The sequence below is a fragment of the Pseudomonas sp. PDM32 genome, from assembly GCF_019219225.1.
Taxonomy (GTDB): Bacteria; Pseudomonadota; Gammaproteobacteria; order Pseudomonadales; family Pseudomonadaceae; genus Aquipseudomonas; species Aquipseudomonas laurylsulfatiphila.
This window is the reverse complement of record NZ_JAHUWE010000004.1, coordinates 198,980-225,857: the sequence shown is the minus strand read 5'-3', so window position 1 is coordinate 225,857 and position 26,878 is coordinate 198,980. Positions and strand designations below refer to the sequence as shown.

Genomic DNA, 26,878 nt, shown 5'->3' with positions numbered 1-26,878 from the left:
AGGGTCAGGAAGTTGCCGAAGTGGCCGCTTTCGTCGCTTGCGGGGCGACTTGTTCCGCGGGCGCTCCCCGTTCCAGACGTACAGCAACCCGACGGTTCTTCGCACGGTTGGCGTTGTTGGTATTGGGCGCCAGCGGATAACGTTCGCCATGGAAACGCAGGGTGATTTGCGACTCCTGGATGCCGTTGGCCTTGAAGAACTCCATAACTGCCAGGGCCCGGCGCCGCGACAGGTCGCGATTGGTCAGGCGGTTGCCGCTGTTGTCGGAGTGACCGTCGAGCTCGATGTGATTGACCGTCGGATCAGCCTTCATGTACTCCAGCATGACCTGCAGCTTGGCTTTCGCGGCGCTGTCGAGCTCGATTCCGCCACCAGGGAAGCCGATTTGGGATTGTTTCACCTGCTCGAAGTTCTGCGGCAACAGTTTGGCCACGCAGCCTTGATAATTGGCAAACGCCTGGGTGAACCTGACCGGCAGCAAGCGCACTTCCGACACCCGCCCATCTCCCGAGGAATGGCGAACCACCGGGCTGCGACCATCCATCAGGCCACTGATCAGGCGTCCGGCCTGCACCTGTGAGCTGTTGAACAACACGTTGCCGCTGCCGATTCTCACCGTGCCCAGATTGATATCGTCCCGCCCCGGTTGCCACGGTGCGGCAGCTGCCAGCAAGGTCGCCGAACCTCCGCCCATCATCGGGTTATAGGCTTTCAGACGAAACGTTGCCTGCTCACCGGCCTTGCGCACGAACTCACCCGAGCCGAAGTCGGTAATCGGCTGTGTCAGGCGGCATTCGAACTTGTCGCCTTCGACTGTCCACTCAATGCTCTCCAGGCGGGTCTGAAAAGTGAGCGCCATCGCGGGAAGGCTGGCAAACACACTGAGCAAGGCTAAATAACGCTGGCGCACGGGAGGCTCCACTGGCTTCTACAACAAAAAGACCGACACACACATGTTTACGGCATACCTGTTGGATATCGGAAGCTGGCGGCAAAACTTGATAGCGAGTGCCTGCAAGAGTCTTTTCCGGTAGCATTCCCTTGAGTTTGACCCGCCTGGAATCCCCTCATGTCCGACCGCCTGACCCTGCTGCGTCCCGACGACTGGCACATTCATCTTCGCGATGGTGCCGTGTTGACCAATACCGTCGCGGATGTTGCGCGCACCTTTGGCCGCGCCATCATCATGCCCAACCTGGTTCCACCGGTGCGCAACGCGGCCGAAGCCGACGGCTATCGCCAGCGGATTCTCGCTGCCCGCCCGGCCGGCAGCCCGTTCGAGCCGCTGATGGTCCTGTACCTGACCGACCGCACCCAGCCTGAAGAGATCCGCGAGGCCAAGGCCACCGGATTCGTGCACGCCGCCAAGCTTTACCCGGCCGGCGCGACCACCAACTCGGACTCTGGTGTTACCAGCATCGACAAGATTTTTCCTGCACTCGAGGCCATGGCCGAAGTCGGGATGCCGCTGCTGATCCACGGCGAAGTCACCCGTGGCGATGTCGACGTGTTCGACCGCGAGAAAATCTTCATCGACGAGCATATGCGTCGTGTGGTCGAGCGCTTCCCGACGCTCAAGGTGGTGTTCGAACACATCACCACCGCTGACGCCGTGCAGTTCGTCAACTCGGCTTCGGCCAACGTGGGCGCGACCATCACCGCGCATCACCTGCTGTACAACCGCAACCACATGCTGGTGGGCGGGATTCGGCCGCATTTCTACTGCCTGCCGATCCTCAAGCGCAATACGCACCAGGAAGCCCTGCTCGACGCCGCCACCAGCGGCAGCGAAAAATTCTTCCTCGGCACCGACTCGGCCCCCCACGCCCAGCACGCCAAGGAAGCCGCTTGTGGTTGTGCCGGCTGCTACACCGCTTATGCGGCGATCGAGATGTACGCCGAAGCGTTCGAACAACGCAATGCGCTGGACAAGCTCGAAGCCTTCGCCAGCCTCAACGGCCCGCGTTTCTATGGCCTGCCGGCCAACACCGATCGCATCACCCTGGTCCGCGAAGAATGGACCGCCCCTGCCAGCCTGCCGTTTGGCGAGCTGACCGTTATCCCGCTGCGCGCCGGTGAAAAACTGCGCTGGCGCCTGCTGGAGGAACACGCGTGAGTGAAGACCATTTCGACGACGAACTGGAAGGCAATGGCGGCGGTGGCGGTTCCCGTCATCCAATGGCTGCCAGGTTTCGTGGTTACCTGCCGGTTGTCGTCGACGTAGAAACCGGTGGCTTCAACTCGGCCACCGATGCCCTGCTGGAAATCGCCGCGACCACCATCGCCATGGATGAAAAGGGTTTTGTCTACCCGGATCACACCTACTTCTTCCGTGTCGAGCCATTCGAAGGCGCGAACATTGAAGCGGCGGCCCTGGAATTCACCGGGATCAAGCTCGATCACCCGCTGCGCATGGCCGTGAGTGAAGAGTCTGCCCTGAACGATATCTTCCGCGGCGTGCGCAAGGCCCTCAAGGCCAACGGTTGCAAACGGGCGATCCTGGTCGGGCATAACAGCAGCTTCGACCTGGGCTTCCTGAATGCGGCGGTTGCGCGCCTGGACATGAAGCGCAATCCGTTCCATCCGTTCTCCAGTTTCGATACCGCGACGCTCGCTGGCCTGGCCTATGGCCAGACCGTGCTGGCCAAGGCGTGTCAGGCAGCGGACATCGACTTCGACGGTCGCGAAGCCCACTCGGCGCGCTATGACACCGAGAAGACGGCAGAGCTGTTCTGCGGCATCGTCAATCGCTGGAAACAGATGGGTGGCTGGGAAGATTTCGACGATTGATGGCTTTCTGTAGGAGCGAGCCTGCTCGCGATGGTCGTGAACGATAACGCGGGCGTTCTGGTTCCCCGCGGTGTTCTTGACTCCATCGCGAGCGGGCTCGCTCCTACAGGGATTTCAGTCGCAGATTTATTTCCGCACATAAAAAAACCGGCCTCGATGGCCGGTTTCTTTTTACCTGCAGCGCGCGCCTTACAGGGCGGCAGCGTGCTCGGTCAGGTAAGCTGCAACGCCTTCTGGCGAAGCGTTCATGCCTTTGTCACCTTTCTTCCAGTTGGCAGGGCAGACTTCGCCGTGCTCTTCGTGGAATTGCAGAGCGTCGACCAGACGCAACAGCTCTTCCATGTTACGGCCCAGCGGCAGGTCGTTGATGATCTGCGAACGGACAACGCCTTTGTCGTCGATCAGGAACGCGCCACGGAATGCCACGCCGTCAGCGGACTGAACGTCGTAGGCCTTCATGATTTCCTGCTTGATGTCGGCAGCCATGGTGTAGCGAACTTCGCCGATACCGCCATTGTTGACCGGGGTGTTGCGCCAGGCGTTGTGGGTGAAGTGCGAGTCGATCGACACGGCGACCACTTCAACGTTGCGCGCCTTGAACTCGGACATGCGGTTGTCCAGAGCGATCAGCTCGGACGGGCAAACGAAGGTGAAGTCCAGCGGGTAGAAGAACACCAGGCCGTATTTGCCTTTGATCGCCGAAGACAGGGTGAAGCTGTCTACGATCTCGCCATTGCCGAGTACGGCCGGTACGGTGAAGTCAGGGGCTTGTTTGCCTACGAGTACGCTCATTGGATATCTCCTGGTGTATTAGCGTGAGAAACAGGGTTCGCATCAGCCTGCCACCCTGAGGCGACAGCCCTGTGACACGAACCCCGGTCGCAAAAGACCGGTCATCATACACCGCGTATTTGAGCTGGCTTAGCTGTTTTTTCCCGGTACGATGAAATCCCCGACGGTTTTGTGTCACCGGTTTACCGTATTGACCGTTCGTCAGCCACCCCCGCTTATGACAAAAAGTACTCTGAAACCACTTTGACAATCATTCTCGTTAACATTAAGATCCATCGCAATTGAGTCACAATCAGCGACGGTCTTCCTTATGTATGTTTGCCTCTGCACTGGCGTCACCGACGGTCAAATCCGCGATGCGATCTATGAAGGATGCTGCAGCTACAAGGAAGTCCGTGCGGCTACCGGCGTTGCCAGCCAATGCGGAAAATGTGCCTGTCTTGCCAAGGAAGTGGTCCGCGAGACCCTGACCAAACTGCAAACGGCCCAGGCTGCAATTCCCTATCCAGCAGAATTTACAGCGGCTTAACTATCAAATTTCAAAGAACCGGACATATGTCCGGTTTTTTTATGTCTCAAAATCAACTAGTTATGCTCTAGACGCGGAACACAAACATTCTTATTCCGATTAATTTTCATTTAAGTTTCAATAACTTAGGTTTGACACTATTAAATACGCGGCTCAAACTCTCTGTTCTATTGACAGCTAACAAAGGGCAGGACCCCATCATGAAAGGCGACGTTACAGTCATCCAGCATCTCAACAAGATCCTTGCCAATGAGCTGGTCGCGATCAATCAATACTTCCTGCATGCGCGCATGTACGAAGATTGGGGCCTGAACAAGCTCGGCAAGCACGAGTACCACGAATCCATCGACGAGATGAAGCACGCGGACAAGCTGATCAAGCGGATCCTGTTTCTTGAAGGCCTGCCGAACGTCCAGGACCTGGGCAAGCTGCACATCGGCGAGCACACCAAGGAAATGCTCGAGTGCGACCTGCGTATCGAGAAAACCGGCCATGCCGACCTGAAAGTGGCTATCGCGCATTGCGAAACAGTTGGCGACTTTGGCAGCCGTGAGCTACTTGAAGATATCCTCGAATCCGAAGAAGAACATATCGACTGGCTGGAAACCCAGTTGGGCCTGATCGACAAGATCGGTATCGAAAACTATCTGCAATCGCAGATGGGCGAAGAGTAGGAGCTGCCGCAGGCTGCGATCTTTTGACTTTCCAGGATCAAAAGATCGCAGCCGGCGACAGCCCCAACAGACACAATAAAAAGCCCCGCCCTCTTTCGAGTGGCGGGGCTTTTTTTGTGCCTGCTGTTGTAGGAGCGAGCCTGCTCGCGATGGTGGTCAACGATAACGCGGGAAATCTGGTTCCCCGCGGCGTTCTTTAGTCCATCGCGAGCGAGCTCGCTCCTACAGGAAGCGAATCAGGCTTCGGTCTTTGGAGCAGCGGCCTTGGCGGCAGCGTCCTTGATCAGGCTCTGCAGCGAACCGTCAGCAGCCATTTCAGTCATGATGTCACTACCGCCGACCAGCTCACCGGCAACCCACAGTTGCGGGAAGGTTGGCCAGTTGGCGTATTTTGGCAGGTTGGCGCGGATTTCCGGGTTCTGCAGGATGTCCACGTACGCAAACTTTTCACCACACGCCATCACGGCCTGTGCAGCTTTCGCGGAGAAGCCGCACTGCGGGGCATTTGGCGAGCCTTTCATGTAAAGCAGAATGGTGTTGTTGGCAATCTGCTCTTTAATCGTTTCGATGATATCCATGGAGCACCTCGGCTGAACTTTCCGACTCATGGGTCGGCACGGTGGCGCATTGTAACGGAAAGCCGAGCGCCCTGCTCGGTCTCTCCGTCAGACTGATTCAAGCCGCCGCCACGGTCACTGGCACGCCATTGAGCGCGGCATTTCCCGACAGTTCGTCAATCCGGCATTCGTCGGTCAGGTCGTTGGCGCTGGAGCCCGGCTGACTGCTGGCAATCGACATTTGCACGCCCGGCCGCGCGTGACCCCAGCCGTGCGGCAGGCTGACCACACCTTTCATCATATCAAGACTGCCCAGCACTTCGACCTCAATCACACCCACCCGCGAACTGACCCGAACGCGCTGTCCGTCACTGAGCCCGCGACTGGCCAGGTCGTCCGGATGCATCAGCAACTGGTGTCGTGGCTTGCCCTTCACCAACCGATGATAGTTATGCATCCATGAGTTGTTGCTGCGGACATGCCGGCGGCCAATCATCAACAACTCGTCGGCGGCCGGCGCCTTCAAGGCGGCGAAGCGCGCCAGGTCAGCGAGAATCGCCGCCGGCGCGGCCTGGATGCGTTGATTGGCAGTCTTCAGGCGCGGTGCAAGGTTAGGCTTGAGCGCGCCAAGATCGACGCCATGGGGATGATCGAACAAAGTCGCCAGCGATAGCTTGTGCTCTGAGGTGTCGCCGTACATCCCCATGCGCAGGCCGCGATCGATCATTTGCGCCGGGGCGATGGTAGGTTTCAACTCTTTGCCGGTTCTGGCGGCAAACGCCTTGGCCAGCCCGACGAAGATCTCCCAGTCGTGCAATGCCCCTTCGGGCTTGGCGAGGATTGCACGGTTGAAACGACTGACGTTACGCACCGCGAACAGGTTGAATGTGGTGTCGTAATGGTCGTTTTCCAGGGCCGATGTGGACGGCAGGATCAGGTCGGCGTAGCGCGTGGTCTCATTGATGTACAGGTCGATGCTGACCATGAAATCCAGCCCGTCCAGTGCCTGCTCGAGTTTTCGGCCATTGGGCGTGGACAACACCGGATTACCCGCCACGGTGATCAGCGCCCGGACTTGCCCTTGCCCTTCGGTGAGCATCTCTTCGGCCAGCGCAGAGACCGGCAACTCTCCGGCGTATTCCGGACGCCCGGAAACCCGGCTCTGCCACAAATTGAAATGCCCGCCCGAAGTCGTCGCCACCAGATCCACCGCCGGTTCGGTGCACAAGGCCCCCCCCACGCGGTCGAGGTTGCCGGTGACCAGATTGATCAACTGCACCACCCAGTGACAAAGTGTTCCGAAGGCCTGGGTCGAGACGCCCATGCGGCCATAACAGACAGCCGAGGGCGCCGCGGCGAAGTCTCGCGCCAATTGGCGGATCTGTTCGGCCGGTACGGCGCACAACGGACTCATGGCCTCAGCAGTGAACGGCGCGACGGCCTCCCGCACGTCCTCCAGACCGTCTACCGGCAGATGGCCGTCGCGGGTCAGGCCTTCAGCGAACAAGGTGTTGAGCAACCCGAACAACAGCGCGGCATCACCGCCCGGGCGCACGAACAGATGCTGATCGGCAATCGCCGCCGTTTCACTGCGGCGAGGGTCGACCACCACCACTTTGCCACCCCGGGACTGTATTGCCTTCAAGCGCTTTTCCACGTCGGGCACGGTCATGATGCTGCCGTTCGAAGCCAGCGGGTTGCCGCCCAGGATCAGCATGAAATCGGTGTGATCGATGTCCGGGATCGGAAGCAGCAAACCGTGGCCGTACATCAAATGACTGGTCAGGTGATGGGGCAATTGATCGACCGACGTCGCGGAAAACCGGTTGCGGGTTTTCAGCAGGCCGAGGAAGTAATTGCTGTGGGTCATCAGCCCGTAATTGTGCACGCTCGGATTGCCCTGATAGACCGCCACGGCGTTTTGCCCATGGCGCTCCTGAATGGCGGCAAGACGTTCGGCAACCAGATTGAATGCCGCGTCCCACTCGATGGGCTGCCATTCATTGCCCACCCGCCGCATCGGCTGATGCAGGCGATCCGGATCGTTCTGGATGTCTTGCAACGCAACGGCCTTGGGGCAAATGTGGCCTCGGCTGAATGCGTCCTGAGGATCGCCCTTGATCGACGTGATCTGCACGCCGCCGCCTTCGAACTCAGTGGTTTCGATGGTCAGGCCACAGATGGCTTCGCACAAATGGCACGCACGGTGATGGAGAGTCTTGGTCATGGCCAGTCTGTCTTGTCATAGGCGGGCACCGATGGCCGCGGAAACAAAACTATGGCGCCAGACCCGACGCCACGCCAGCGACGTTCGTCTTGTGAATCGAGGGGTATCAGGCCAGCCGATGGCCGCGCGGGTTCAGTTCGAAGGTAGCCTGGGCGGGGCCTGCAACTGGATTTCCTGGAGGTTTTCGAACGCCCCGTGAGCGACATCGACACCGGTCAGTTCGCCAATCAGGCGCCAGTGCTCGTCGAGCCCGGCACTGATAGTGGCCATGCGATCGATCATGTGACGGCCGGCAGCCCGGGTCACCTCGTCTTCGCTGCGCAATAACTCAAAGGACATCGTCGTCATCGAGGCGGTGAGGTGAGTCAGCGAGCGAGCCGTGAGGCCCAGTAGCTCCATTAACAGCTGTTCTTTCGATTCCATCGGGAAGCTTCCGCGTCACTCGAGATTTATTTATAACCCAGCACTTTGCATTAGCAAATATTTCAAGCTTGCGACACATGGCTCAAGACCTGGAACGGCAAGTCAGAAACCGACTGTCAGCGCACCATTGCCGCCCCGCCTGATTGCCAAGCCCCGAGAGGCCGGTGTACAAATGAACCGCTGCATTCAGGAAACAGACTTCAAAAGCGCTACCTCGGTGAACCCGTAGCACCTCTGAAACTCCCTAAAAACTGTAGCCCTATTGGTAAGACGCGACATTTAATTATAAGATCGCGCCTTCCCCTATTTCGTCGCCCCGTGCGGCTTACGCCGCAGGTCTCGCCCGTTGTTCCGTCAAACAAGGCTTTGAGCATCTGCGGTTTGTAGCAAAAAGGTAGTCAATGATGAGCGCAAGGCACTTTCTCTCCCTGATGGATTGCACGCCCGAAGAGCTGGTCAGCGTGATCCGTCGAGGCGTTGAGCTCAAGGACCTGCGTAACCGCGGCGTACTGTTCGAGCCTCTGAAAAACCGCGTCCTGGGGATGATTTTCGAGAAATCCTCGACCCGCACCCGGATCTCCTTCGAGGCCGGCATGATCCAGCTCGGCGGCCAGGCGATCTTCCTGTCGCCCCGTGACACCCAACTGGGCCGTGGCGAGCCGATCGGCGACTGCGCCATCGTCATGTCGAGCATGCTCGATGCGGTGATGATCCGTACCTTTGCCCACAGCAACCTGACCGAATTCGCCGCCAACTCCCGCGTACCGGTGATCAACGGCCTGTCCGATGACCTGCACCCGTGCCAGTTGCTGGCCGACATGCAGACCTTCCTCGAACACCGCGGCTCCATCCAGGGCAAGACCGTGGCCTGGATCGGCGACGGCAACAACATGTGCAACAGCTATATAGAAGCGGCGATCCAGTTCGACTTCCAGTTGCGCGTTGCCTGCCCGGAAGGCTACGAGCCCAACCCGGTGTTCCTGGCCAAGGCCGGCGATCGCGTCTCCATCGTTCGCGACCCGAAAGATGCCGTGCGTGGTGCACACCTGGTGAGCACCGACGTCTGGACCTCCATGGGCCAGGAAGAGGAAACTGCCAAGCGCCTGCAACTGTTCGCACCGTACCAGGTCAACCACGCCCTGCTCGACCTGGCCGCTGACGACGTGCTGTTCATGCACTGCCTGCCGGCGCACCGTGGCGAGGAAATCAGCGTCGACCTGCTCGACGACAAACGCTCGGTGGCCTGGGATCAAGCCGAAAACCGTCTGCATGCGCAAAAAGCCCTGCTCGAATTCCTCGTCGAACCGGCGTATCACCACGCATGAGCCAGCCATTACTGCTTAACCTGCGCAACCTCGCGTGCGGCTATCAAGACCAACGCGTGGTGCAGAACCTGAACCTGCATTTGAACGCCGGTGACATCGGTTGCCTGCTGGGCTCTTCCGGCTGCGGCAAGACCACCACTCTTCGGGCTATTGCCGGTTTCGAACCGGTACACGAAGGCGAAATCCAGCTGGCCGGCGAGACCATCTCCAGCGCCGGCTTCACCCTCGCCCCAGAGAAACGCCGCATCGGCATGGTATTCCAGGACTACGCACTGTTCCCGCACTTGAGCGTGGCTGACAACATCGCCTTCGGCATTCGCAAGCATCCGCAAAAGGATCGCGTCACCGAAGAGCTGCTGGAACTGGTCAACCTGAAGAACCTCGGCAAGCGTTTCCCCCACGAGCTTTCCGGTGGGCAGCAGCAACGTGTCGCCCTGGCCCGTGCCCTGGCGCCGGAACCGCAACTGCTGTTGCTCGACGAGCCGTTCTCCAACCTCGATGGCGAATTGCGCCGCAAGCTCAGCCATGAAGTACGCGACATCCTCAAGACCCGTGGCACCAGCGCGATTCTGGTGACACACGACCAGGAAGAAGCCTTCGCGGTCAGCGACCACGTCGGCGTGTTCAAGGAAGGTCGACTGGAACAGTGGGATACGCCCTACAACCTGTATCACGAACCACTGACGCCCTTTGTCGCCAGCTTCATCGGCCAGGGCTATTTCATTCGCGGTCAGTTGAGCAGCCCGGAGTCGGTACAAACCGAGCTGGGTGAATTGCGCGGCAACCGGGCCTACACCTGGCCGGTAGGCGGCGCCGTGGACGTGCTGCTGCGCCCGGACGATATCGTCTATGCGCCGGACAGCGCACTGAAGGCGCGAATTGCCGGCAAGACATTCCTCGGTGCGTCGACCCTGTATCGCTTGCAACTGCCGACAGGCGCGCAGTTGGAGTCCATCTTCCCGAGCCATGTCGATCGTCAGGTCGGGGCAGATGTGGGCATTCGTGTCGCGGCTGAACACCTGGTGCTGTTCCAGGCGTGCGGCAGCACGGCGGCGCAGATTCCTGCTGTTGAATCGGGTGTCCGGCGCTACAGCACGGCCAACTGACAAACATGGATCAAATGTGGGAGCGGGCTTGCTCCGGGCGGCGTTCCGACGAAGGCGGAGTGTCAGTCGATGATGATGTTAACTGACAGTCCGCCTTCGCGAGCAAGCCCGCTCCCACAATTGGATGTGAGTTAGCCCAGCATCAGCGTACCACTGGCAACCAGCGTCGCATCCCCGCCGATCTTCACCCGCTCGCCTTCCAGTCGACAGAACAACTCCCCGCCTCGCGTCGAACGCTGACAGGCCGTCAGGTTCGACTTGTCCAATCGCTTCGACCAATACGGAATCAGAAGGCAATGGGTCGATCCGGTCACCGGGTCTTCATTGATGCCGATCGCCGGGGCGAAGTACCGGGACACGAAATCGTGCTGCTCGCCCCGCGCCGTCACGATGGCGCCCAACCATGGCAACTTCGCCAGGGCGACCATGTCCGGCTTGCAATCGAGTACGGCTTGCTCTGACTCCAGCACCACGAACAGCTCATTCGAAGCCAGTACCTCGACAGCCTTCACACCCAGTGCACGCTCGATGTCCGAGATCACGTTCACCGGCGACGCAGTGATCGACGGGAAATCCAGCCACAGTCGTCCCTCTTCACGGGTCACGCTCAACGGGCCGGATTTGCAGATAAAGTCCAGTCGCTCGACCGGCTCTTTATAGACCTCAAACAACACATGGGCACTGGCCAGTGTCGCGTGACCGCACAATGGCACCTCGGTGGTCGGCGTAAACCAGCGGATGTGCCAGCCCTGCCCTTCGCGCACGACAAACGCCGTTTCGGCGAGGTTGTGCTCAGCGGCAATCTTCTGCATCAATCCATCGGCGAGCCAGGTATCGAGCCGATAGACCATCGCCGGGTTGCCGCTGAATGGTTGATTGCTGAACGCGTCGACCTGATGAAACTCAAGCTGCATACCCTTCTCCCTTTGTCTGATCGCCGAGCATGCAGCGCCGACCGAACCGGCACCAGTGACAGAACCGGCTGATTTTCACCATACAGCCCTGCCGCTCACGCACGGCCGATATCGGCAAACTTCGCTTGGGTGTGTTCGGCCAGCACGGCCGGCGCCAGCTCGACTTCCAGTCCACGCCGACCGGCACTGACAAAAATGCTGGCGAAAGGCTGGGCCGAGTTATCAATGAAGGTACGCAAACGCTTTTTCTGCCCCAGCGGGCTGATCCCGCCCAACAGATAGCCCGTAGAGCGTTGCGCTGCCGCCGGATCGGCCATTTCGACCTTTTTCACGCCGGCGGCATGGGCCAGCCCTTTCAAGTCCAGGCTGCCGACAACCGGCACCACAGCCACCAGCAACTCTCCTTTTTCGCTGGCCGCCAGCAAAGTCTTGAACACCTGCGCCGGGTCGAGCCCGAGTTTTTCCGCGGCTTCCAGACCATAGGAAGCGGCCTTCGGGTCATGTTCGTAACTGTGTACGCGATGTTCGGCCCGAACCTTTTTCAATAAATCCAATGCGGGGGTCATGGCAGCTCCAGACTGGGCGGCAGAAGAAAATACTGCGCCGGATTCTAGGACATTGATCGTCAAAAGGCTCTACGGCGGCGCATTCATAACGCCATTGCCTGGCCATCCCATTGCGCAATGACTCATTCATTCAAGCAACGAATAGTTTTTTTGTGACTGATGGTTCACTTTCGACCTTTGACAGCAGCGTTTCTTGTCTATATTTTTTCGTTTCTGAAACTGCACGAAACGTCCTACCGCTGTACCCGGCAGTAAACCGCGACCAGGATGGGGATCCTGCCTCGGTGAAAAACGCGCGTTGACCATGAAGGCAAGAACGCGCCAGACAACAAAAAAAATGAGGTTTCAATGACTACTGCTTTACAACAACCGTCGCTCTCGAGCCAATGCATGGCCGAGTTTCTGGGTACGGCGCTGCTGATCTTTTTTGGTACCGGTTGTGTTGCCGCGCTCAAGGTCGCGGGTGCCAGTTTTGGTTTGTGGGAAATCAGCATTATCTGGGGCGTCGGCGTCAGCATGGCGATCTACCTCACCGCCGGGGTTTCCGGGGCTCATCTGAACCCTGCCGTCAGCATTGCCCTGAGCATTTTTGCGGACTTCGAAAAGCGCAAACTGCCTTTCTACGTACTCGCCCAAGTGGCAGGTGCCTTCTGTGGCGCGTTGTTGGTTTACACGCTCTACAGCAATCTATTCTTCGAATTCGAACAAACACAGCACATGGTTCGTGGCACGCAAGCCAGCCTTGAATTGGCCTCCGTGTTCTCCACCTTCCCGAATCCTGCGCTCACCACCGCCCAGGCATTTCTGGTGGAGGTGATCATTACGGCCATCCTGATGGGCGTAATCATGTCCCTGACCGACGACAACAATGGCCTGCCGAAAGGCCCGTTGGCACCGCTGCTGATCGGCTTGCTGATTGCGGTGATCGGTAGCTCGATGGGACCGCTGACCGGTTTTGCCATGAACCCTGCGCGGGACTTCGGCCCTAAACTGATGACTTTCTTCGCTGGCTGGGGTGAAATTTCCTTCACTGGCGGACGCGATATTCCGTACTTCCTGATTCCTGTTTTTGCGCCGATTGTCGGTGCCTGCCTCGGCGCCGCCGCCTATCGCGGGCTGATTGCCCGCCATCTGCCCGGCGCCGTACCTGCTACAAAGGATGAGCGACCTGCCATTGACGGCAAACCCAGAACGTCCTGATACCGTTGGCGCGTGCCCCAGCCCTTTGATCACGCGCCAGACCTCACTCCCTTTTTTCGTCCAAGGCAATCGACATGACCGACACACAGAATAAGAACTACATCATTGCCCTCGATCAGGGTACGACCAGCTCCCGCGCGATCATTTTCGACCGCGACGCGAACGTGGTCTGCACCGCCCAACGGGAGTTCGCCCAGCATTACCCGCAAGCCGGTTGGGTCGAGCATGACCCGATGGAGATCTTCGCCACCCAAAGCGCCGTGATGGTCGAGGCCCTGGCACAAGCCGGCCTGCACCACGACCAGGTAGCCGCCATCGGCATCACCAACCAGCGCGAAACCACCGTGGTCTGGGACAAGAACACCGGTCGCCCGATCTACAACGCCGTCGTCTGGCAGTGCCGACGCAGCACCGAGATCTGCCAGCAGCTCAAGCGCGATGGCCACGAGCAATACATCAGCGACACCACCGGCCTGGTCACCGATCCCTACTTCTCCGGCACCAAGCTCAAGTGGATTCTCGACAACGTCGAAGGCAGCCGCGAACGTGCGCGCAATGGCGAACTGCTGTTCGGCACCGTCGACAGCTGGCTGATCTGGAAATTTACCGGCGGCAAGGTGCACGTCACCGACTACACCAACGCCTCGCGCACCATGCTCTTCAACATCCACACCCTCGAGTGGGACGCGAAGATGCTGGAGCTGCTGGATATTCCGCGCGAAATGCTCCCGGAAGTTAAATCGTCCTCGCAAATCTACGGCCACACCAAAAGCGGCATCGCCATAGGCGGTATCGCCGGTGACCAGCAAGCCGCCCTCTTCGGCCAGATGTGCGTCGAGCCAGGCCAGGCGAAAAACACCTACGGCACTGGCTGCTTCCTGCTGATGAACACCGGTGACAAAGCGGTGAAATCCAAGCATGGCATGCTGACCACCATCGCTTGCGGCCCTCGCGGCGAAGTGGCTTATGCACTGGAAGGCGCAGTGTTCAACGGCGGCTCCACCGTGCAATGGCTGCGTGACGAGCTGAAGATCATCAACGACGCCCACGACACCGAATACTTCGCCAACAAGGTCAAGGACAGCAACGGCGTGTACCTGGTGCCGGCCTTCACCGGTCTGGGCGCACCGTACTGGGACCCGTATGCCCGTGGCGCATTGTTCGGCCTGACCCGCGGCGTTCGCGTGGACCACATCATTCGTGCCGCGCTGGAGTCGATTGCCTACCAGACCCGCGACGTGCTGGACGCCATGCAGCAGGACTCCGGGGAGCGTCTGAAAGCTCTGCGCGTGGACGGCGGCGCGGTGGCCAACAACTTCCTCATGCAATTCCAGGCCGACATCCTCGGCACGCAGGTCGAGCGCCCGCAAATGCGCGAAACCACAGCACTCGGCGCCGCTTACCTGGCAGGCCTGGCCTGTGGCTTCTGGGGCAGCCTGGAAGAGTTGCGTGGCAAGGCCGTGATCGAGCGCCGGTTCGAGCCGACGCTGGATGAAGCGGCGAAGGAAAAACTCTACGCCGGGTGGAAAAAAGCCGTCAGCCGTACCCGCGATTGGGCCGTTGAAGACGAGGCTGAATAAGCGAACTCCAGTCCCCGTATCTGTATGTAACTGGTAGGGAGCGGATTCCTGCGGCATCATGGGCAAATTTTGCACGGCAGCCCAAAGGACGCCCCATGAATCTGCCTCCCCGTCAGCAGCAAATCCTCGAGCTGGTTCGCGAACGCGGCTATGTCAGCATCGAGGAAATGGCCACGTTGTTCGTCGTTACACCGCAGACCATCCGCCGCGACATCAATCAGCTCGCGGAAGCCAACCTGTTGCGTCGCTACCACGGTGGCGCCGCCTATGACTCCAGTGTCGAAAACACCGCCTACGCCATGCGCGCCGATCAGATGCGCGATGAAAAACAGCGTATCGGCGAAGCCATTGCCGCGCAGATTCCCGACCATGCCTCGTTGTTCATCAACATCGGCACCACCACCGAATCCATCGCCCGGGCGCTGCTCAACCACAGTCACCTGAAGATCATCACCAACAACCTGCATGTGGCCTCCATGCTCAGCGCCAAGGACGACTTCGACGTGCTGCTGACCGGTGGCAACGTGCGGCGCGACGGCGGCGTGGTCGGTCAGGCCAGTGTCGACTTCATCAACCAGTTCAAGGTCGATTTCGCCTTGGTCGGCATCAGTGGTATCGATGAGGACGGCAGCCTGCTGGACTTCGATTATCAGGAAGTGCGGGTATCCCAGGCGATCATTGCCAATGCCCGACAAGTGATACTCGCGGCCGACTCCAGCAAATTCGGGCGCAATGCCATGATTCGCCTGGGACCGATCAGCCTGGTCGATTGCCTGGTCACTGACCAGCAGCCTTCCCCGGCGCTGGCGCAGCTGTTGAACCAGCACAAGGTTCGGCTAGAGGTCGTTTAAACCACCCTTAAAAGATCGCAGCCTTCGGCAGCTCCTACAGATTTGAGTGCATCTGTAGGAGCTGCCGAAGGCTGCGATCTTTTGCTTTTATGTTCGTAAATTTTCCTTTAACGGCCCTTCGATGAGTATTTTCAATCGAAGCCGACTGGCTGTGCGCCTCTTTATGGGCTAGTATTTTCGCAAATGAACATTAATGTTCGAATTCAAATACAGAACATCAAAGAATTCCGAGGCCGTGCCGATGCCCACTTCCACCTTGCCTACGCCCCCTCTCGCCGAGGTCTACGATATCGCCGTCATCGGTGGCGGGATCAATGGCGTGGGGATCGCAGCAGATGCCGCCGGTCGCGGTCTCTCGGTGTACCTTTGCGAAAAGGATGATCTGGCCAGCCATACTTCGTCGGCCAGCAGCAAGTTGATCCACGGCGGCCTGCGCTACCTCGAACATTACGAATTTCGCCTGGTGCGTGAAGCCCTGGCCGAGCGTGAAGTGCTGTTGGCCAAGGCACCGCACATCGTCAAGCAAATGCGCTTCGTGTTGCCACACCGCCCGCATCTGCGTCCGGCATGGATGATCCGCGCCGGGCTGTTCCTCTATGACAACCTGGGCAAGCGCGAGCAACTCCAGGGTTCGAAAAGCCTGAAGTTCGGCCCCGACAGCGCGCTGAAAAGCGAGATCACCAAGGGTTTCGAATACTCCGATTGCTGGGTCGACGACGCGCGCCTGGTGGTGTTGAACGCCATGGCCGCCCGGGAACAAGGCGCCCACGTTCACACCCAAACCCGTTGCGTCAGCGCGCGCCGTACCAAGGGCCTGTGGCACTTGCACCTGGAACGCAGCGATGGCAGCCTGTTTTCGATTCGCGCCAAGGCATTGGTCAATGCGGCCGGGCCATGGGTCGCCAGGTTCATTCGCGATGACCTGAAGATGGAATCGCCTTACGGCATTCGCCTGATCCAGGGCAGCCACCTGATCGTGCCGAAGCTGTATGAAGGCGAACACGCGCACATACTGCAAAACGAAGATCAGCGCATCGTGTTCACCATTCCGTACCTGAACCACTTCACCCTGATCGGCACTACGGACCGCGAGTACACCGGCGATCCGGCTGCCGTTGCAATCACCGACGGCGAAACCGACTACTTGTTGAACGTGGTCAACGCCCATTTCAAAAAGCAGATCAGCCGCGACGACATCCTGCACAGCTATTCCGGTGTGCGTCCGCTGTGCAACGACGAATCCGACAACCCATCGGCCGTGACCCGCGATTACACCCTGGCGCTGTCGGGCAGTGGCGAGGAAGCCCCATTGCTGTCGGTGTTCGGCGGCAAGCTCACCACCTATCGCAAACTGGCCGAGTCGGCGCTGGCGCAACTGGCACCGTACTTCAAGCACATCAAGCCGAGCTGGACCGCCAGCGCCCCGCTGCCGGGCGGTGAAGACATGACCACCCCGCAAGCCTTGAGCTCACGTATCCGCGACCAGTTCGACTGGGTACCGAGCGAGATCGCGCGCCGCTGGGCCACCACCTACGGTAGCCGTACCTGGCGCATGCTTGAAGGTGTACAAGACCTCAGCGACATGGGCGAGCATATCGGCGGCGGCCTCTACACCCGTGAAGTCGACTACCTGTGCAGCGAGGAGTGGGCCACCAGCGCCCAAGACATCCTCTGGCGTCGCAGCAAACTCGGCTTGTTCACGACAGTAGCCGAGCAGGACAAGCTCAAGGACTACCTGAACCAGGTCGAGCAGAACCGCAGCAAGATCGAAGCGGCGTGATCAGTCACCGGTATAAACAAAAGCCCCTGGATCTCGCGATTCAGGGGCTTTTTCGTATCGATGGATTTCAGTCGCGCAAATCCGATTCGTGAATCGGCTGCTCACGGTGAGTCGCCCGCTGATACTGCGCCGGCCACACGGCCTTGTGCCCGCCCAGATCATCGTCGGCATGCAGCGCCCAGTACGGATCGCGCAACAATTCACGGGCCAGGAAGATGATATCCGCCTGGCAGGTACGCAGGATATGCTCGGCCTGGGCCGGCTCGGTGATCATGCCGACCGTGCCGGTGGCCATGCCCGACTCCTTGCGCACACGTTCGGCGAAGCGAGTCTGGTAGCCGGGGCCTGTGGGAATTTCGGCATTCACTGCCGTTCCGCCCGACGAGACGTCGATCAGGTCCACGCCCAAGGCTTTGAGGCGACGCGCCAGTTCCACGGTTTCATCGGGGTTCCAGCCGTCTTCGACCCAGTCGGTGGCCGATACCCGGACAAACACCGGCAACTCTTCAGGCCACACCGCGCGTATCGCTTCAGTGACCTGCAGCACCAGCCGAATACGATTTTCGAACGAGCCGCCATATTGATCGCGACGCTGATTGCTCAACGGCGACAGGAACTGATGCAGCAGGTAGCCATGGGCGGCGTGCACTTCGACCACCTTGAAACCGGCCGTCAGCGAGCGCTTTGCCGCATCGACAAAGGCCTGGATCACTTGGGCGATCTCGCTGTCATCCAGTTGTCTGGGTTGGGTGTGCTGAGGGTCGAACGCAATCGGTGAGGGCCCGACCGGCACCCAGCCGCCTTCGTCGGGTTTGACGCTGCCGTGCTTGCCAAGCCATGGCCGATAGGTACTGGCCTTGCGCCCGGCATGGGCCAGTTGAATGCCGGCAACGCCACCCTGGGCGTTGATGAAACGGGTGATGCGTTGCAGGGGTTCGATCTGCTCGTCATTCCACAGACCGAGGTCCTGAGCTGTGATACGCCCGTCGGCGGTGACCGCCGTGGCTTCGGTAAACACCAGCCCGGCCCCGCCGACCGCACGGCTGCCGAGGTGGACTAGGTGCCAGTCATTGGCCAGGCCATCGGCACTGGAATACTGGCACATCGGCGATACCGCGATACGGTTGGGCAGGGTCAATTGGCGAAGGGTAAAGGGTTCAAGCAGCAGACTCATGGGGCACCTCTCGAATCAGTGGGCAGGCTCCAGGTTCTGTTTGAATAGTCGACGAGTGACAGGAAAAAGGTACAACACCCGCCCCCGCGGGCAAAAAATTCGACAAGACGTCACAAGACCAAAATCAAGCAGTGATTAGAGCCTAGTCGACAATGGAGAAAAGATCGCAGCCTTCGGCAGCTCCTACAGGGGTATGTCGATCCCCGTAGGATCTGCCGAAGGCTGCGATCTTTTGATTTTTTAATGTCTATCGCGGTTCGATATGGGCAATCATCAGTTGAACCGTCTCGTTGCCACGAAACTCGTTGAGGTCGAGCTTGTAGGCCAGTTCCACCCACTTGATGGTCGGATTCGGCCAGATATCGCGGTCGATCCCGAAGGCAATGCCGTCGAGCTTCACCGAACCACATTCACTTTTCAGCACCACTTTAAGGTGCCGTTCGCCCACCACGCGCTGCTCGACCAACTGGAACACCCCATGAAACAACGGTTCCGGGAAGTGCTGCCCCCAAGGGCCGGCATGCCGCAGGGCGCGGGCCAGTTCCAGGTGAAACTCCTCCACTGCCAGGGTGCCGTCCGACAACAAGCGGCCAGTCAGGTCTTCTTCGCGCAGTTGGCGGCGCACTTCAGCGTCAAAGGCCTCGGCGAACAAGGGAAAATTCGCTTCCGGCAGCGTCAGGCCGGCCGCCATTGCGTGGCCACCATACTTGGTAATCAGATTCGGATGCTGCGCCGCCACCACGCTCAGGGCGTCGCGGATGTGAAAGCCCTGGACCGAACGCCCAGACCCCTTGAGCAGGCCGTCACCGGCATCGGCAAAGGCGATGGTCGGGCGGAAATAACGCTCTTTCATCCGTGACGCGAGGATTCCGATGACGCCCTGATGCCACTCGGGATCGAACAGGCACAAGCCGAACGGCATCGACTCCACCGGCAGATCCTTGAGCTGGGCCAGCGCTTCGCGCTGCATGCCCTGCTCGATGGATTTGCGATCCTGGTTCATGCCGTCCAGCTGAGCCGCCATCTCACGGGCCAGAGCTGCGTCTTCGGTCAACAGGCATTCGATGCCCAGGCTCATGTCATCCAGACGCCCTGCGGCGTTCAGGCGTGGACCGACGATGAAACCCAGGTCGGTGGAGGTGATGCGCGCATGGTCACGCTTGGCCACCTCGAGGATCGCCTTGACTCCCGGTCGGGCACGTCCGGCGCGAATCCGCTCGAGGCCCTGATGCACCAGAATCCGGTTGTTGGCATCCAGTGGCACCACGTCGGCCACACTGCCCAAGGCCACCAGATCGAGCAGTTCGCCGATATTCGGCTGCGGCTTGCTGGCGTACCAGCCGAGCTCGCGCAAACGCGCACGCAGGGCCATCAGCACATAGAAAATCACCCCGACACCGGCCAGGGCCTTGCTCGGGAACGCGCAACCTGGCTGGTTCGGATTGACGATGGCATCGGCCAACGGCAGTTCGTCGCCGGGCAAGTGGTGATCGGTAACCAGCACCTTGAGCCCGGCCTTTTTCGCCGCTGCCACGCCTTCGACGCTGGAGATGCCGTTATCCACGGTAATCAGCAAATGCGGCTGGCGCTCCAGCGCGACCGCGACGATCTCCGGGGTCAGGCCGTAGCCGTAGTCGAAACGGTTCGGCACCAGATAATCGACATGCGCCGCCCCCAGCAAACGCAGCCCCAGGGTGCCCACGGTGCTCGCCGTTGCGCCGTCGGCATCGAAGTCGCCGACGATCAGAATGCGCTGGCGCTGATCGAGCGCCGTCACCAGTAAATCCACGGCGGCATCAATGCCCTTGAGCTGCTGGAACGGAATCAGCCGCGCCAGGCTCTTGTCCAGTTCCGCCTCCGATTGCACGCCCCGCGCCGCATAAAGGCGGGTCAGCAGTGGCGGAATATCACCGAGGAATGGCAGGGTGTCGGGCAGCAGGCGAGGTTCGATGCGCATGGGGCGAAAGATGCTTCTCTTCAATACGTAGGATAAAACCGGGTGACGCGCTGAAGCGGTGAGAAATCAGCCGCGCTCACCGGCCAGCCACTGCAACTGAACTTCGTGCTGACCACGGTCGTCGGTGACGAAGATCGTCCCTTCGCTGATCATCACGTCCCACTTGATGACGCGTGGCATGTCTTTGGCCAGCGTCTCCAGGACTTCCTGAGGCACGGCAGCGATGTTGACGTTTTTCAGGTTTTTCACCGCCGGTACCACTTTGCCTTCCCACACCCGCAGGCTGCCGTAGGCCAGCAGGCTGGTGCGCTCGGTGCGGCGCGAGCACCAGGTCAGGCGCTCGGCATCCGGCTGGCCGACTTCGATCCAGTGCAGGACGCGGTCATCCAGGCTTTTTTCCCACAAGGCCGGTTCATCCACTTCCGACAGGCCACGGCCGAACGACAGCTGTTCGTTGTACCAGAGGGCGTAGGCCAGCAGGCGCACGGTCATGCGCTCTTCGGTTTCCGAAGGGTGACGGGCGATGGTCTGCTTCACGCTCTCATAGACGCTGCGGTCGAGGTCGGTGAGGTTCAGTTCAAACTTGTAGGTCGTGGACGGCTGGGCCATGAACGGGCTTCTTGATACGAGGAAAGGCGGCAAGTCTAACCGATGCGACGGGCAATCCACGAATTGAAGGTGATCAACCTGAAGCGCCTGACAGTCGGCTATGTTAAAACGCTGTATTCGCCCATCCCTTGTCCAGCAGGATCCCGCATGCCGTTCACCGCCAAACCGCTTTCCGGTCTGAAAGTCATCGAACTGGGTACCTTGATTGCCGGCCCGTTTGCTTCGCGCATTTGCGCTGAATTCGGTGCCGATGTGATCAAGGTCGAATCCCCGGACGGCGGTGATCCATTGCGCAAATGGCGCAAATTGTATGAAGGCACTTCGTTGTGGTGGTTTGTCCAGGCGCGCAACAAAAAGTCCCTGACCCTCAATCTCAAGCACCCCGACGGTCAGGCGATCCTGAAACAGTTGCTCGGTGAAGCCGACATTCTGATCGAGAACTTTCGTCCCGGCGTCCTGGAAAAACTCGGCCTGGGCTGGGACGTCCTGCACGCCTTGAACCCGAAACTGGTCATGGTACGGCTGTCGGGTTTCGGCCAGACCGGCCCGATGAAAGATCAGCCCGGCTTCGGCGCGGTTGGCGAGTCCATGGGCGGCCTGCGCTACATCACCGGCTTCGAAGACCGGCCACCGGTGCGCACCGGCATTTCCATCGGTGACTCGATTGCCGCGCTCTGGGGCGTGATCGGCGCGTTGATGGCCCTGCGTCATCGCGAGGTCAACGGCGGCCAGGGGCAAGTGGTGGACGTGGCGCTGTATGAAGCCATCTTCGCCATGATGGAAAGCATGGTCCCGGAATTCGACGTGTTCGGCTTTATCCGAGAACGCACGGGCAATATCATGCCGGGCATCACCCCGTCCTCGATCCACACCAGCGCCGACGGCAAGCACGTGCAGATCGGCGCCAATGGCGACGCCATTTTCAAACGCTTCATGCTGATCATTGGCCGGGAAGACCTCGCCAACGACCCTCTGCTTGCCAGCAACGATGGCCGTGATGCGCGGCGCGACGAGCTCTATGGCGTCATCGATCGCTGGGTCAATTCGCTGCCGCTGGACAGGGTGCTGGCGCTGCTCAATCAGGCCGACGTGCCGGCCAGCCGGATCTTCAGTGCCGAAGACATGTTCAATGACCCTCAGTACCTGGCGCGTGAAATGTTCCTGCAGGCCAAACTGCCGGACGGTAAAGACTTCAAGATGCCGGGAATCGTGCCGAAACTCTCAGAGACACCCGGTGAATGTGAATGGGTCGGGCCACAACTGGGTGAGCACAACGCACGGGTACTCCAGGAACTTGGCTATGACGCGACGCAGATCGCACAGTTGCGCAAAGACGGAGCCATCTGAGCTGAGGCGACTGCCTGCATGGGCCATTCGGTACTGCCCGTCGCGCGCTGGCTGCTTGCTTTGCGTGCTGGCGACCTTGCTCCTGCTCATTGAACCGGTCCCGTCAGCCTTGGCGCAATCCAGGGAAACCCTGATCTGGCTCAAACGCGACCTGCCGCCGCTGACGATTTTCGACGGACCGAAAAAGGGCCAGGGCGTCATCGATCAACTGCTTCCCCTGTTGATAGCCGGCATGCCGCAGTACCAGCACAGCGTGATGAGGGTCAATCGCGCGCGTGGCCTGCAAATGCTTCACGAACCGTCCCTCGTCTGCGACGCGGCACTGAACTGGAGCAAGGAACGGGAACAGTGGATCGCCTTTTCCGTCCCGGTCTTTCGTGCGATGAGCAATGGTTTGGCCGTGCGGCGCGTCGACCAGAAGGTACTGGCCCCCTTTATCAAGGATGGCGAAGTGGACCTCGCAAAGCTGCTCGCCAGCGGCAACGAAAAACTGGGGATCATCGCCGAGCGTAATTACGGCGAATACCTCGACGGGTTGCTCAAGCAAGCACCCGTCGACGTGCTGACGCCTCATTATGGCAACGACGCCTTGGGCAGCCTCCTGCAAATGCAGCGCCTTGGGCGTTTGCGCCTGCTGTTGGGCTATCGCCCGGAGATCCGCTACCAGGCTTCGCTGCAAGGCCTCGCCGAGGATGAATTGCTGTTCTATCCAATCCGTGGCACGGGCAAATACCTGTCCGGCTACATCGGTTGCACCGACACACCAAAGGGCCGACAGGCCATTGCCGAAATCAATCAGGTGCTGCGCACCCTGCCCCGCGAACGCCTGGACGAGGCTTATGCGGCCTGGCTGGATCCGCAAAGCCGCAGTGAATACCTGAAAGACACCAAGGCGTTTTTCGACAATCTGGCGCAGCCATGATCAATCCCGGGCAAAAAGAAACCCCGAGAAGTGGGGAAACGACTCGGGGTTAAACGTGGCCTGCTTGGAGACCAGTAGCAGCAAGCTACAAGCACCGGAGCACAATGCTTGATCCTGCTGTTACAAAGTCTGACTGACCTGGGCGTGGGAAGGTTCCCACAAAAAACCGTTCAATTGCGGCTGGCCAGAAGCTTGTCCCGGGCAGCATTACGCAATGCCGCGATGACACAAGGCTCAAGGCGTCCTTCAGCGATCAGCACGTCGCGATGCAAACCGTCGACCACATCCGTCAGCAGGCGCTTGTCATTCAACTGGGCCTGATTGAACTCGCGCTCGACCACGGTCGCGCCGATAGCATTTTTCAGGGTCACCCGACATTCGCCACGAATGCCTGACGGGGTCAATGTGACCTGATACGGGCTCAGCGCTTCACCGAGCAACAGACTGATACTTTCCATCCCGATCACCACTCAATAGTCAGAAAACAACTTGCCTGGGGCATGCCTGTAACAGATGACCACTTGCCCGAGAAGAAAGTTCTGGCTACTGACCACAGGCGAACCTGCCGTACAGTCAAGAGAGCATGCACGGTGAACATGACAGAGAAAAAACCCGGCCGTCACGTTTGTCGGGTACGCCGGGCGATGTCGGCCCAGCCTCCCAACAAGCCTCTCATCTCGCCATCCGCCGTGTAAAACGGCACTGTCCACTGGTAGATATCCCGGACACCCTCCTTGAACAGCAATTGACGCTCGAAGAAACGCGTCCTGCGCGTACTCAACTGCGCCATGAGCTCGGCATGCAGCAGTTCCGCGGTTTGTCTGGGCATGACATCGACCTCGATCAACTGCCGCCCCTGCATCCGGTCAAAACGTGTCGACAAGGCGTCCTCATAACTTTTGTTGCACATGATCAAACGCCCTTGCAGGTCACGGACAAACATCGGGTCAGGCATGGCATCCATCAGGGCGTGCTGGAATGCGAGCTGATCACGCAGGTTCCTTTCGGCCTCGACCCGCTGCCTGACGACCACCGCCAACCGCCGGTTCCAGAGCAGGGACAACAGGCCGAACAGGCTGAGCACAAACATGCCCCAGCAGACCCACTGGTCAAGCCGCTGCCAGAGGCCAGGCGCCTGTGCCGTGGTAGCGCCACCGAACCACTTGCGGCGAAGATCGCGCAGCTCCTGAGCAGGAAAGGCCTCGAGCGCCTTGTTGAGGATGCTCAGCAACTGCGGCTGACCTTTGCGCACCGCTAGATAATCCGCATCCCATTTGTCCGGCACCGCAGCTCCGATCTGCAGCCGCCCCGACGGAAAAAGCCGGGCGCCGATTTCGCTTTCGATGGTGGCATAGGCTTCGCCGCTTTCAACCCAGGCACGGGCTTCGGCGTAGGTCTTGACTGAACGCAATTCGATGGACGGAAAATCGCGACGGATCATCGCTTCCAGTGCATGCCGGGCCGGCAGCACCAGTACCCGCTTCGCCAGATCCTCCAGCGACTGCACCGGCGGTGACCCGGCCAACCCGACAAAGACCCATCCTGCACCACCGTACGCATGGCTGAAATCGAGAAAGGTCCGGCGTTCGTCATTCATTGACAGCGTGGTGCTCAAATCCGCCGCGCCGCTTTCCAGGTGAGCCAGCATCTGATCAACGGAAAAAGACTCTTCGTAAACGAACTGCAACCCCGTCATGTCACTGATGCGCTTGAGCAGGTCACTGTTCAGGCCCGTCCATTGACCCTGCTCATCCTTGAAATGGTATAACGGGTATTCCAGTGCCGCGACCACGACCCATGGATGGCTGGCTATCCACTGCTGCTCCTGGTCATCCAGCACGACCGCTGTACGTGCGACAGTCTTCCCACGCTCCTGAGTCGATGCCGGGCTCGCCCCTCCCCAGTCGGCGACTCCCACGATGCCGAATAAAATCAGCCAGCGCGCGACTGGCTTGAACACACTTGTAAACCGCATTCCCATGTCCTTGGTGATCCACTCGCCTGTCCCTTCGCGGCGAGAACACGACAAGTGTGCATGCAGAAATGAAAAAGCCCGTCAGGAGACGGGCTTCAAAATGTAACAGCGCTGACCGGTTACAACGGCTTGCCACGGTTGCCATGCTGGCTGACAAAGGCCTGCACGGCCGTCAGGTCATTTGGCAATACGGTGCAACGTTCGTCTCGCTCAAACAAATCAGAAAGATGCACAGGCAGTTCGAGCGCTTTTCCTACACCGGCTTTTTCCACGGCGTCCGGGAATTTGACCGGGTGGGCAGTGCCCAGGATCACCATTGGAATGTCCAGGCTACGACGGCATTCGCGTGCAGCCTTCACCCCGATGGCCGTGTGCGGGTCGAGCACTTCACCGGTCTGCTCGTAGACTTCGGCGATGGTTTCGCAGGTTTGCGCGTCATCCACGGCCAGCGAGTCGAACAACTTGCGCGCTTCGGTCCAGCGCTCTTGCTCGACGCTGAAACCGCCACCCTGCTTGAACGAATCCATCAGGCCGGCGATTGCCGCGCCGTTGCGACCATGCAGGTCGAACAGCAGGCGTTCGAAGTTCGACGACACCATGATGTCCATGGACGGCGACAGCGTGGCGTGCAGGGTTTCCTTGACGTACTGGTTGCCGCTCATGAAGCGGTGCAGGATGTCGTTGCGGTTAGTGGCGACGATCAACTGGTTGATCGGCAGGCCCATGTTGCGTGCCAGGTAACCGGCGAAGATGTCGCCGAAGTTGCCGGTCGGAACCGAGAACGCCACCGAGCGCGCCGGACCGCCCAACTGCAGGGCTGCGTGGAAGTAGTAAACGATCTGGGCCATGATCCGCGCCCAGTTGATCGAGTTCACGGCGACCAGGCGAGTGCCCTTGAGGAAGCCCTGGTCGGCAAAGCTGGCCTTGACCATTTCCTGGCAGTCATCGAAGTTGCCTTCGATGGCGATGTTGTGGATGTTCTCACCGAAGATGGTGGTCATCTGCCGACGTTGCACCTCGGACACGCGGTTGTGCGGGTGCAGGATGAAGATGTCGACGTTTTCGCAGTGCTTGCAGCCTTCGATGGCGGCCGAACCGGTGTCACCGGAGGTAGCGCCGACGATCACCACGCGCTCGCCGCGCTTTTCCAGCACGTAGTCGAGCAAACGACCGAGCAGTTGCAGGGCGAAGTCCTTGAACGCCAGGGTCGGGCCGTGGAACAGCTCCAGCACCCATTCGTTGCCGTTCAGCTGACGCAGCGGCGCAACGGCGCTGTGGGCGAACACGCCGTAGGTTTCTTCAAGGATTTTCTTGAAATCAGCGTCTGGAATGCTGCCGGTGACAAACGGGCGCATGACGCGGAAGGCCAGCTCGTGATACGGCAGGCCGGCCCAGGAAGCGATTTCCTCCTGGGTGAAACGTGGCAGGTTTTCCGGGACGTACAGACCGCCGTCGGTGGCAAGGCCTGCCAGCAGGACGTCTTCGAAATTCAGGGCCGGTGCCTGGCCGCGGGTACTGATGTAACGCATGACTGACTCCAATGGACAGTGTTCGTAGTGCCGGACCCGCAAGCGAGCCCG

Annotated in this window: 25 protein-coding genes; 12 read left to right on the top strand and 13 right to left on the bottom strand. The window is 59.7% G+C overall.

The genetic code is table 11. From position 1 onward, the window contains the following. Positions 1–4 precede the first annotated feature (4 nt). Positions 5–910: an OmpA family protein gene (locus KW846_RS09680; RefSeq protein WP_218482078.1), complete on the bottom strand. Its 906-nt coding sequence runs from the start codon at positions 908–910 to the stop codon at positions 5–7. Between the two features lie 159 nt (positions 911–1,069). Between KW846_RS09680 and pyrC the strand changes: the two genes are divergently transcribed. Next, the gene (gene pyrC / locus KW846_RS09675) at positions 1,070–2,116 is read left to right on the top strand and encodes a dihydroorotase (protein ID WP_007972318.1); all 1,047 of its coding nucleotides are present in this window, start codon (positions 1,070–1,072) and stop codon (positions 2,114–2,116) included. Continuing rightward, positions 2,113–2,790, top strand: a complete 678-nt coding sequence (gene rnt / locus KW846_RS09670; protein ID WP_111279785.1) for a ribonuclease T — start codon at positions 2,113–2,115, stop codon at positions 2,788–2,790. Before pyrC ends, rnt begins: the two co-directional genes overlap by 4 nt. A gap of 189 nt (positions 2,791–2,979) precedes the next feature. On the opposite strand, the gene KW846_RS09665 is transcribed toward rnt, so the two are convergent. Beyond that, on the bottom strand, positions 2,980–3,582 hold the full coding sequence (locus tag KW846_RS09665) for a peroxiredoxin (RefSeq protein ID WP_007971324.1): 603 nt from the start codon (positions 3,580–3,582) through the stop codon (positions 2,980–2,982). Between the two features lie 310 nt (positions 3,583–3,892). Between KW846_RS09665 and KW846_RS09660 the strand changes: the two genes are divergently transcribed. Together KW846_RS09660 and bfr are read left to right on the top strand one after the other, a co-directional pair. After that, on the top strand, positions 3,893–4,111 hold the full coding sequence (locus KW846_RS09660; protein ID WP_007971322.1) for a bacterioferritin-associated ferredoxin: 219 nt from the start codon (positions 3,893–3,895) through the stop codon (positions 4,109–4,111). A 200-nt stretch (positions 4,112–4,311) separates the two neighbouring features. Next, positions 4,312–4,785, top strand: coding sequence for a bacterioferritin (bfr, locus tag KW846_RS09655; protein ID WP_116581125.1), 474 nt, complete (start codon positions 4,312–4,314; stop codon positions 4,783–4,785). A gap of 236 nt (positions 4,786–5,021) precedes the next feature. Here bfr and grxD read toward each other — a convergent pair whose 3' ends face one another. From grxD to KW846_RS09640, 3 genes are all read right to left on the bottom strand, one after another. After that, positions 5,022–5,363 (bottom strand): Grx4 family monothiol glutaredoxin, encoded by a 342-nt coding sequence (gene grxD, locus KW846_RS09650; protein ID WP_007971318.1) that lies wholly within the window; start codon positions 5,361–5,363, stop codon positions 5,022–5,024. 97 nt (positions 5,364–5,460) lie between these two features. Continuing rightward, complete coding sequence (locus KW846_RS09645) at positions 5,461–7,569, bottom strand: molybdopterin oxidoreductase family protein (protein WP_218482077.1); 2,109 nt, start codon at positions 7,567–7,569, stop codon at positions 5,461–5,463. Positions 7,570–7,701: 132 nt separating this feature from the next. Next, a complete protein-coding gene (locus tag KW846_RS09640; RefSeq protein ID WP_104449295.1) occupies positions 7,702–7,992 on the bottom strand; it encodes a hypothetical protein in 291 nt (96 codons plus the stop codon). 404 nt (positions 7,993–8,396) lie between these two features. Between KW846_RS09640 and argF the strand changes: the two genes are divergently transcribed. Both argF and KW846_RS09630 read left to right on the top strand, forming a co-directional pair. Then, entirely contained in the window at positions 8,397–9,317 is a 921-nt protein-coding gene (gene argF, locus KW846_RS09635) for an ornithine carbamoyltransferase (RefSeq protein ID WP_218482076.1), read from the top strand. Continuing rightward, positions 9,314–10,423, top strand: coding sequence for an ABC transporter ATP-binding protein (locus tag KW846_RS09630; protein WP_218482075.1), 1,110 nt, complete (start codon positions 9,314–9,316; stop codon positions 10,421–10,423). The genes argF and KW846_RS09630 overlap by 4 nt, the downstream gene beginning before the upstream one ends. Positions 10,424–10,554: 131 nt before the next feature. On the opposite strand, the gene KW846_RS09625 is transcribed toward KW846_RS09630, so the two are convergent. Then, positions 10,555–11,337 carry a PhzF family phenazine biosynthesis protein gene (locus tag KW846_RS09625; RefSeq protein WP_218482074.1) on the bottom strand — a complete coding sequence of 261 codons (783 nt, stop codon included), beginning with the start codon at positions 11,335–11,337 and terminating at the stop codon, positions 10,555–10,557. Between the two features lie 95 nt (positions 11,338–11,432). Beyond that, the gene (gene ybaK, locus KW846_RS09620) at positions 11,433–11,903 is read right to left on the bottom strand and encodes a Cys-tRNA(Pro) deacylase (protein ID WP_007971306.1); all 471 of its coding nucleotides are present in this window, start codon (positions 11,901–11,903) and stop codon (positions 11,433–11,435) included. Between the two features lie 348 nt (positions 11,904–12,251). Between ybaK and KW846_RS09615 the strand changes: the two genes are divergently transcribed. From KW846_RS09615 to glpD, 4 genes are all read left to right on the top strand, one after another. Then, entirely contained in the window at positions 12,252–13,103 is an 852-nt protein-coding gene (locus KW846_RS09615; RefSeq protein ID WP_218477669.1) for an MIP/aquaporin family protein, read from the top strand. 74 nt (positions 13,104–13,177) lie between these two features. Further along, positions 13,178–14,683, top strand: a complete 1,506-nt coding sequence (glpK, locus tag KW846_RS09610) for a glycerol kinase GlpK (protein WP_218482073.1) — start codon at positions 13,178–13,180, stop codon at positions 14,681–14,683. A 95-nt stretch (positions 14,684–14,778) separates the two neighbouring features. After that, the gene (locus KW846_RS09605) at positions 14,779–15,534 is read left to right on the top strand and encodes a DeoR/GlpR family transcriptional regulator (RefSeq protein ID WP_007971301.1); all 756 of its coding nucleotides are present in this window, start codon (positions 14,779–14,781) and stop codon (positions 15,532–15,534) included. A gap of 241 nt (positions 15,535–15,775) precedes the next feature. Further along, a complete protein-coding gene (glpD, locus tag KW846_RS09600) occupies positions 15,776–17,314 on the top strand; it encodes a glycerol-3-phosphate dehydrogenase (RefSeq protein WP_218482072.1) in 1,539 nt (512 codons plus the stop codon). Positions 17,315–17,381: 67 nt separating this feature from the next. On the opposite strand, the gene KW846_RS09595 is transcribed toward glpD, so the two are convergent. The 3 genes from KW846_RS09595 to KW846_RS09585 form a co-directional block, all read right to left on the bottom strand. Next, positions 17,382–18,488, bottom strand: coding sequence for an NADH:flavin oxidoreductase/NADH oxidase (locus KW846_RS09595; RefSeq protein ID WP_218482071.1), 1,107 nt, complete (start codon positions 18,486–18,488; stop codon positions 17,382–17,384). Positions 18,489–18,735: 247 nt separating this feature from the next. Then, positions 18,736–20,445, bottom strand: a complete 1,710-nt coding sequence (recJ, locus tag KW846_RS09590) for a single-stranded-DNA-specific exonuclease RecJ (RefSeq protein ID WP_218482070.1) — start codon at positions 20,443–20,445, stop codon at positions 18,736–18,738. A gap of 66 nt (positions 20,446–20,511) precedes the next feature. Then, positions 20,512–21,054, bottom strand: a complete 543-nt coding sequence (locus tag KW846_RS09585) for a YaeQ family protein (RefSeq protein WP_007971297.1) — start codon at positions 21,052–21,054, stop codon at positions 20,512–20,514. A gap of 147 nt (positions 21,055–21,201) precedes the next feature. Here KW846_RS09585 and KW846_RS09580 point away from each other — a divergent pair, with 147 nt between their 5' ends. Next, on the top strand, positions 21,202–22,401 hold the full coding sequence (locus KW846_RS09580) for a CaiB/BaiF CoA-transferase family protein (RefSeq protein WP_218482069.1): 1,200 nt from the start codon (positions 21,202–21,204) through the stop codon (positions 22,399–22,401). Further along, positions 22,355–23,323, top strand: coding sequence for a TIGR02285 family protein (locus KW846_RS09575; protein WP_218482068.1), 969 nt, complete (start codon positions 22,355–22,357; stop codon positions 23,321–23,323). The genes KW846_RS09580 and KW846_RS09575 overlap by 47 nt, the downstream gene beginning before the upstream one ends. A gap of 170 nt (positions 23,324–23,493) precedes the next feature. On the opposite strand, the gene KW846_RS09570 is transcribed toward KW846_RS09575, so the two are convergent. The 3 genes from KW846_RS09570 to thrC form a co-directional block, all read right to left on the bottom strand. Next, a complete protein-coding gene (locus KW846_RS09570; protein WP_007971293.1) occupies positions 23,494–23,781 on the bottom strand; it encodes a DUF3509 domain-containing protein in 288 nt (95 codons plus the stop codon). A gap of 161 nt (positions 23,782–23,942) precedes the next feature. Further along, the gene (locus KW846_RS09565; protein WP_218482067.1) at positions 23,943–25,298 is read right to left on the bottom strand and encodes a transporter substrate-binding domain-containing protein; all 1,356 of its coding nucleotides are present in this window, start codon (positions 25,296–25,298) and stop codon (positions 23,943–23,945) included. 119 nt (positions 25,299–25,417) lie between these two features. Then, positions 25,418–26,827 carry a threonine synthase gene (gene thrC / locus KW846_RS09560; protein WP_218482066.1) on the bottom strand — a complete coding sequence of 470 codons (1,410 nt, stop codon included), beginning with the start codon at positions 26,825–26,827 and terminating at the stop codon, positions 25,418–25,420. Positions 26,828–26,878 lie beyond the last annotated feature (51 nt).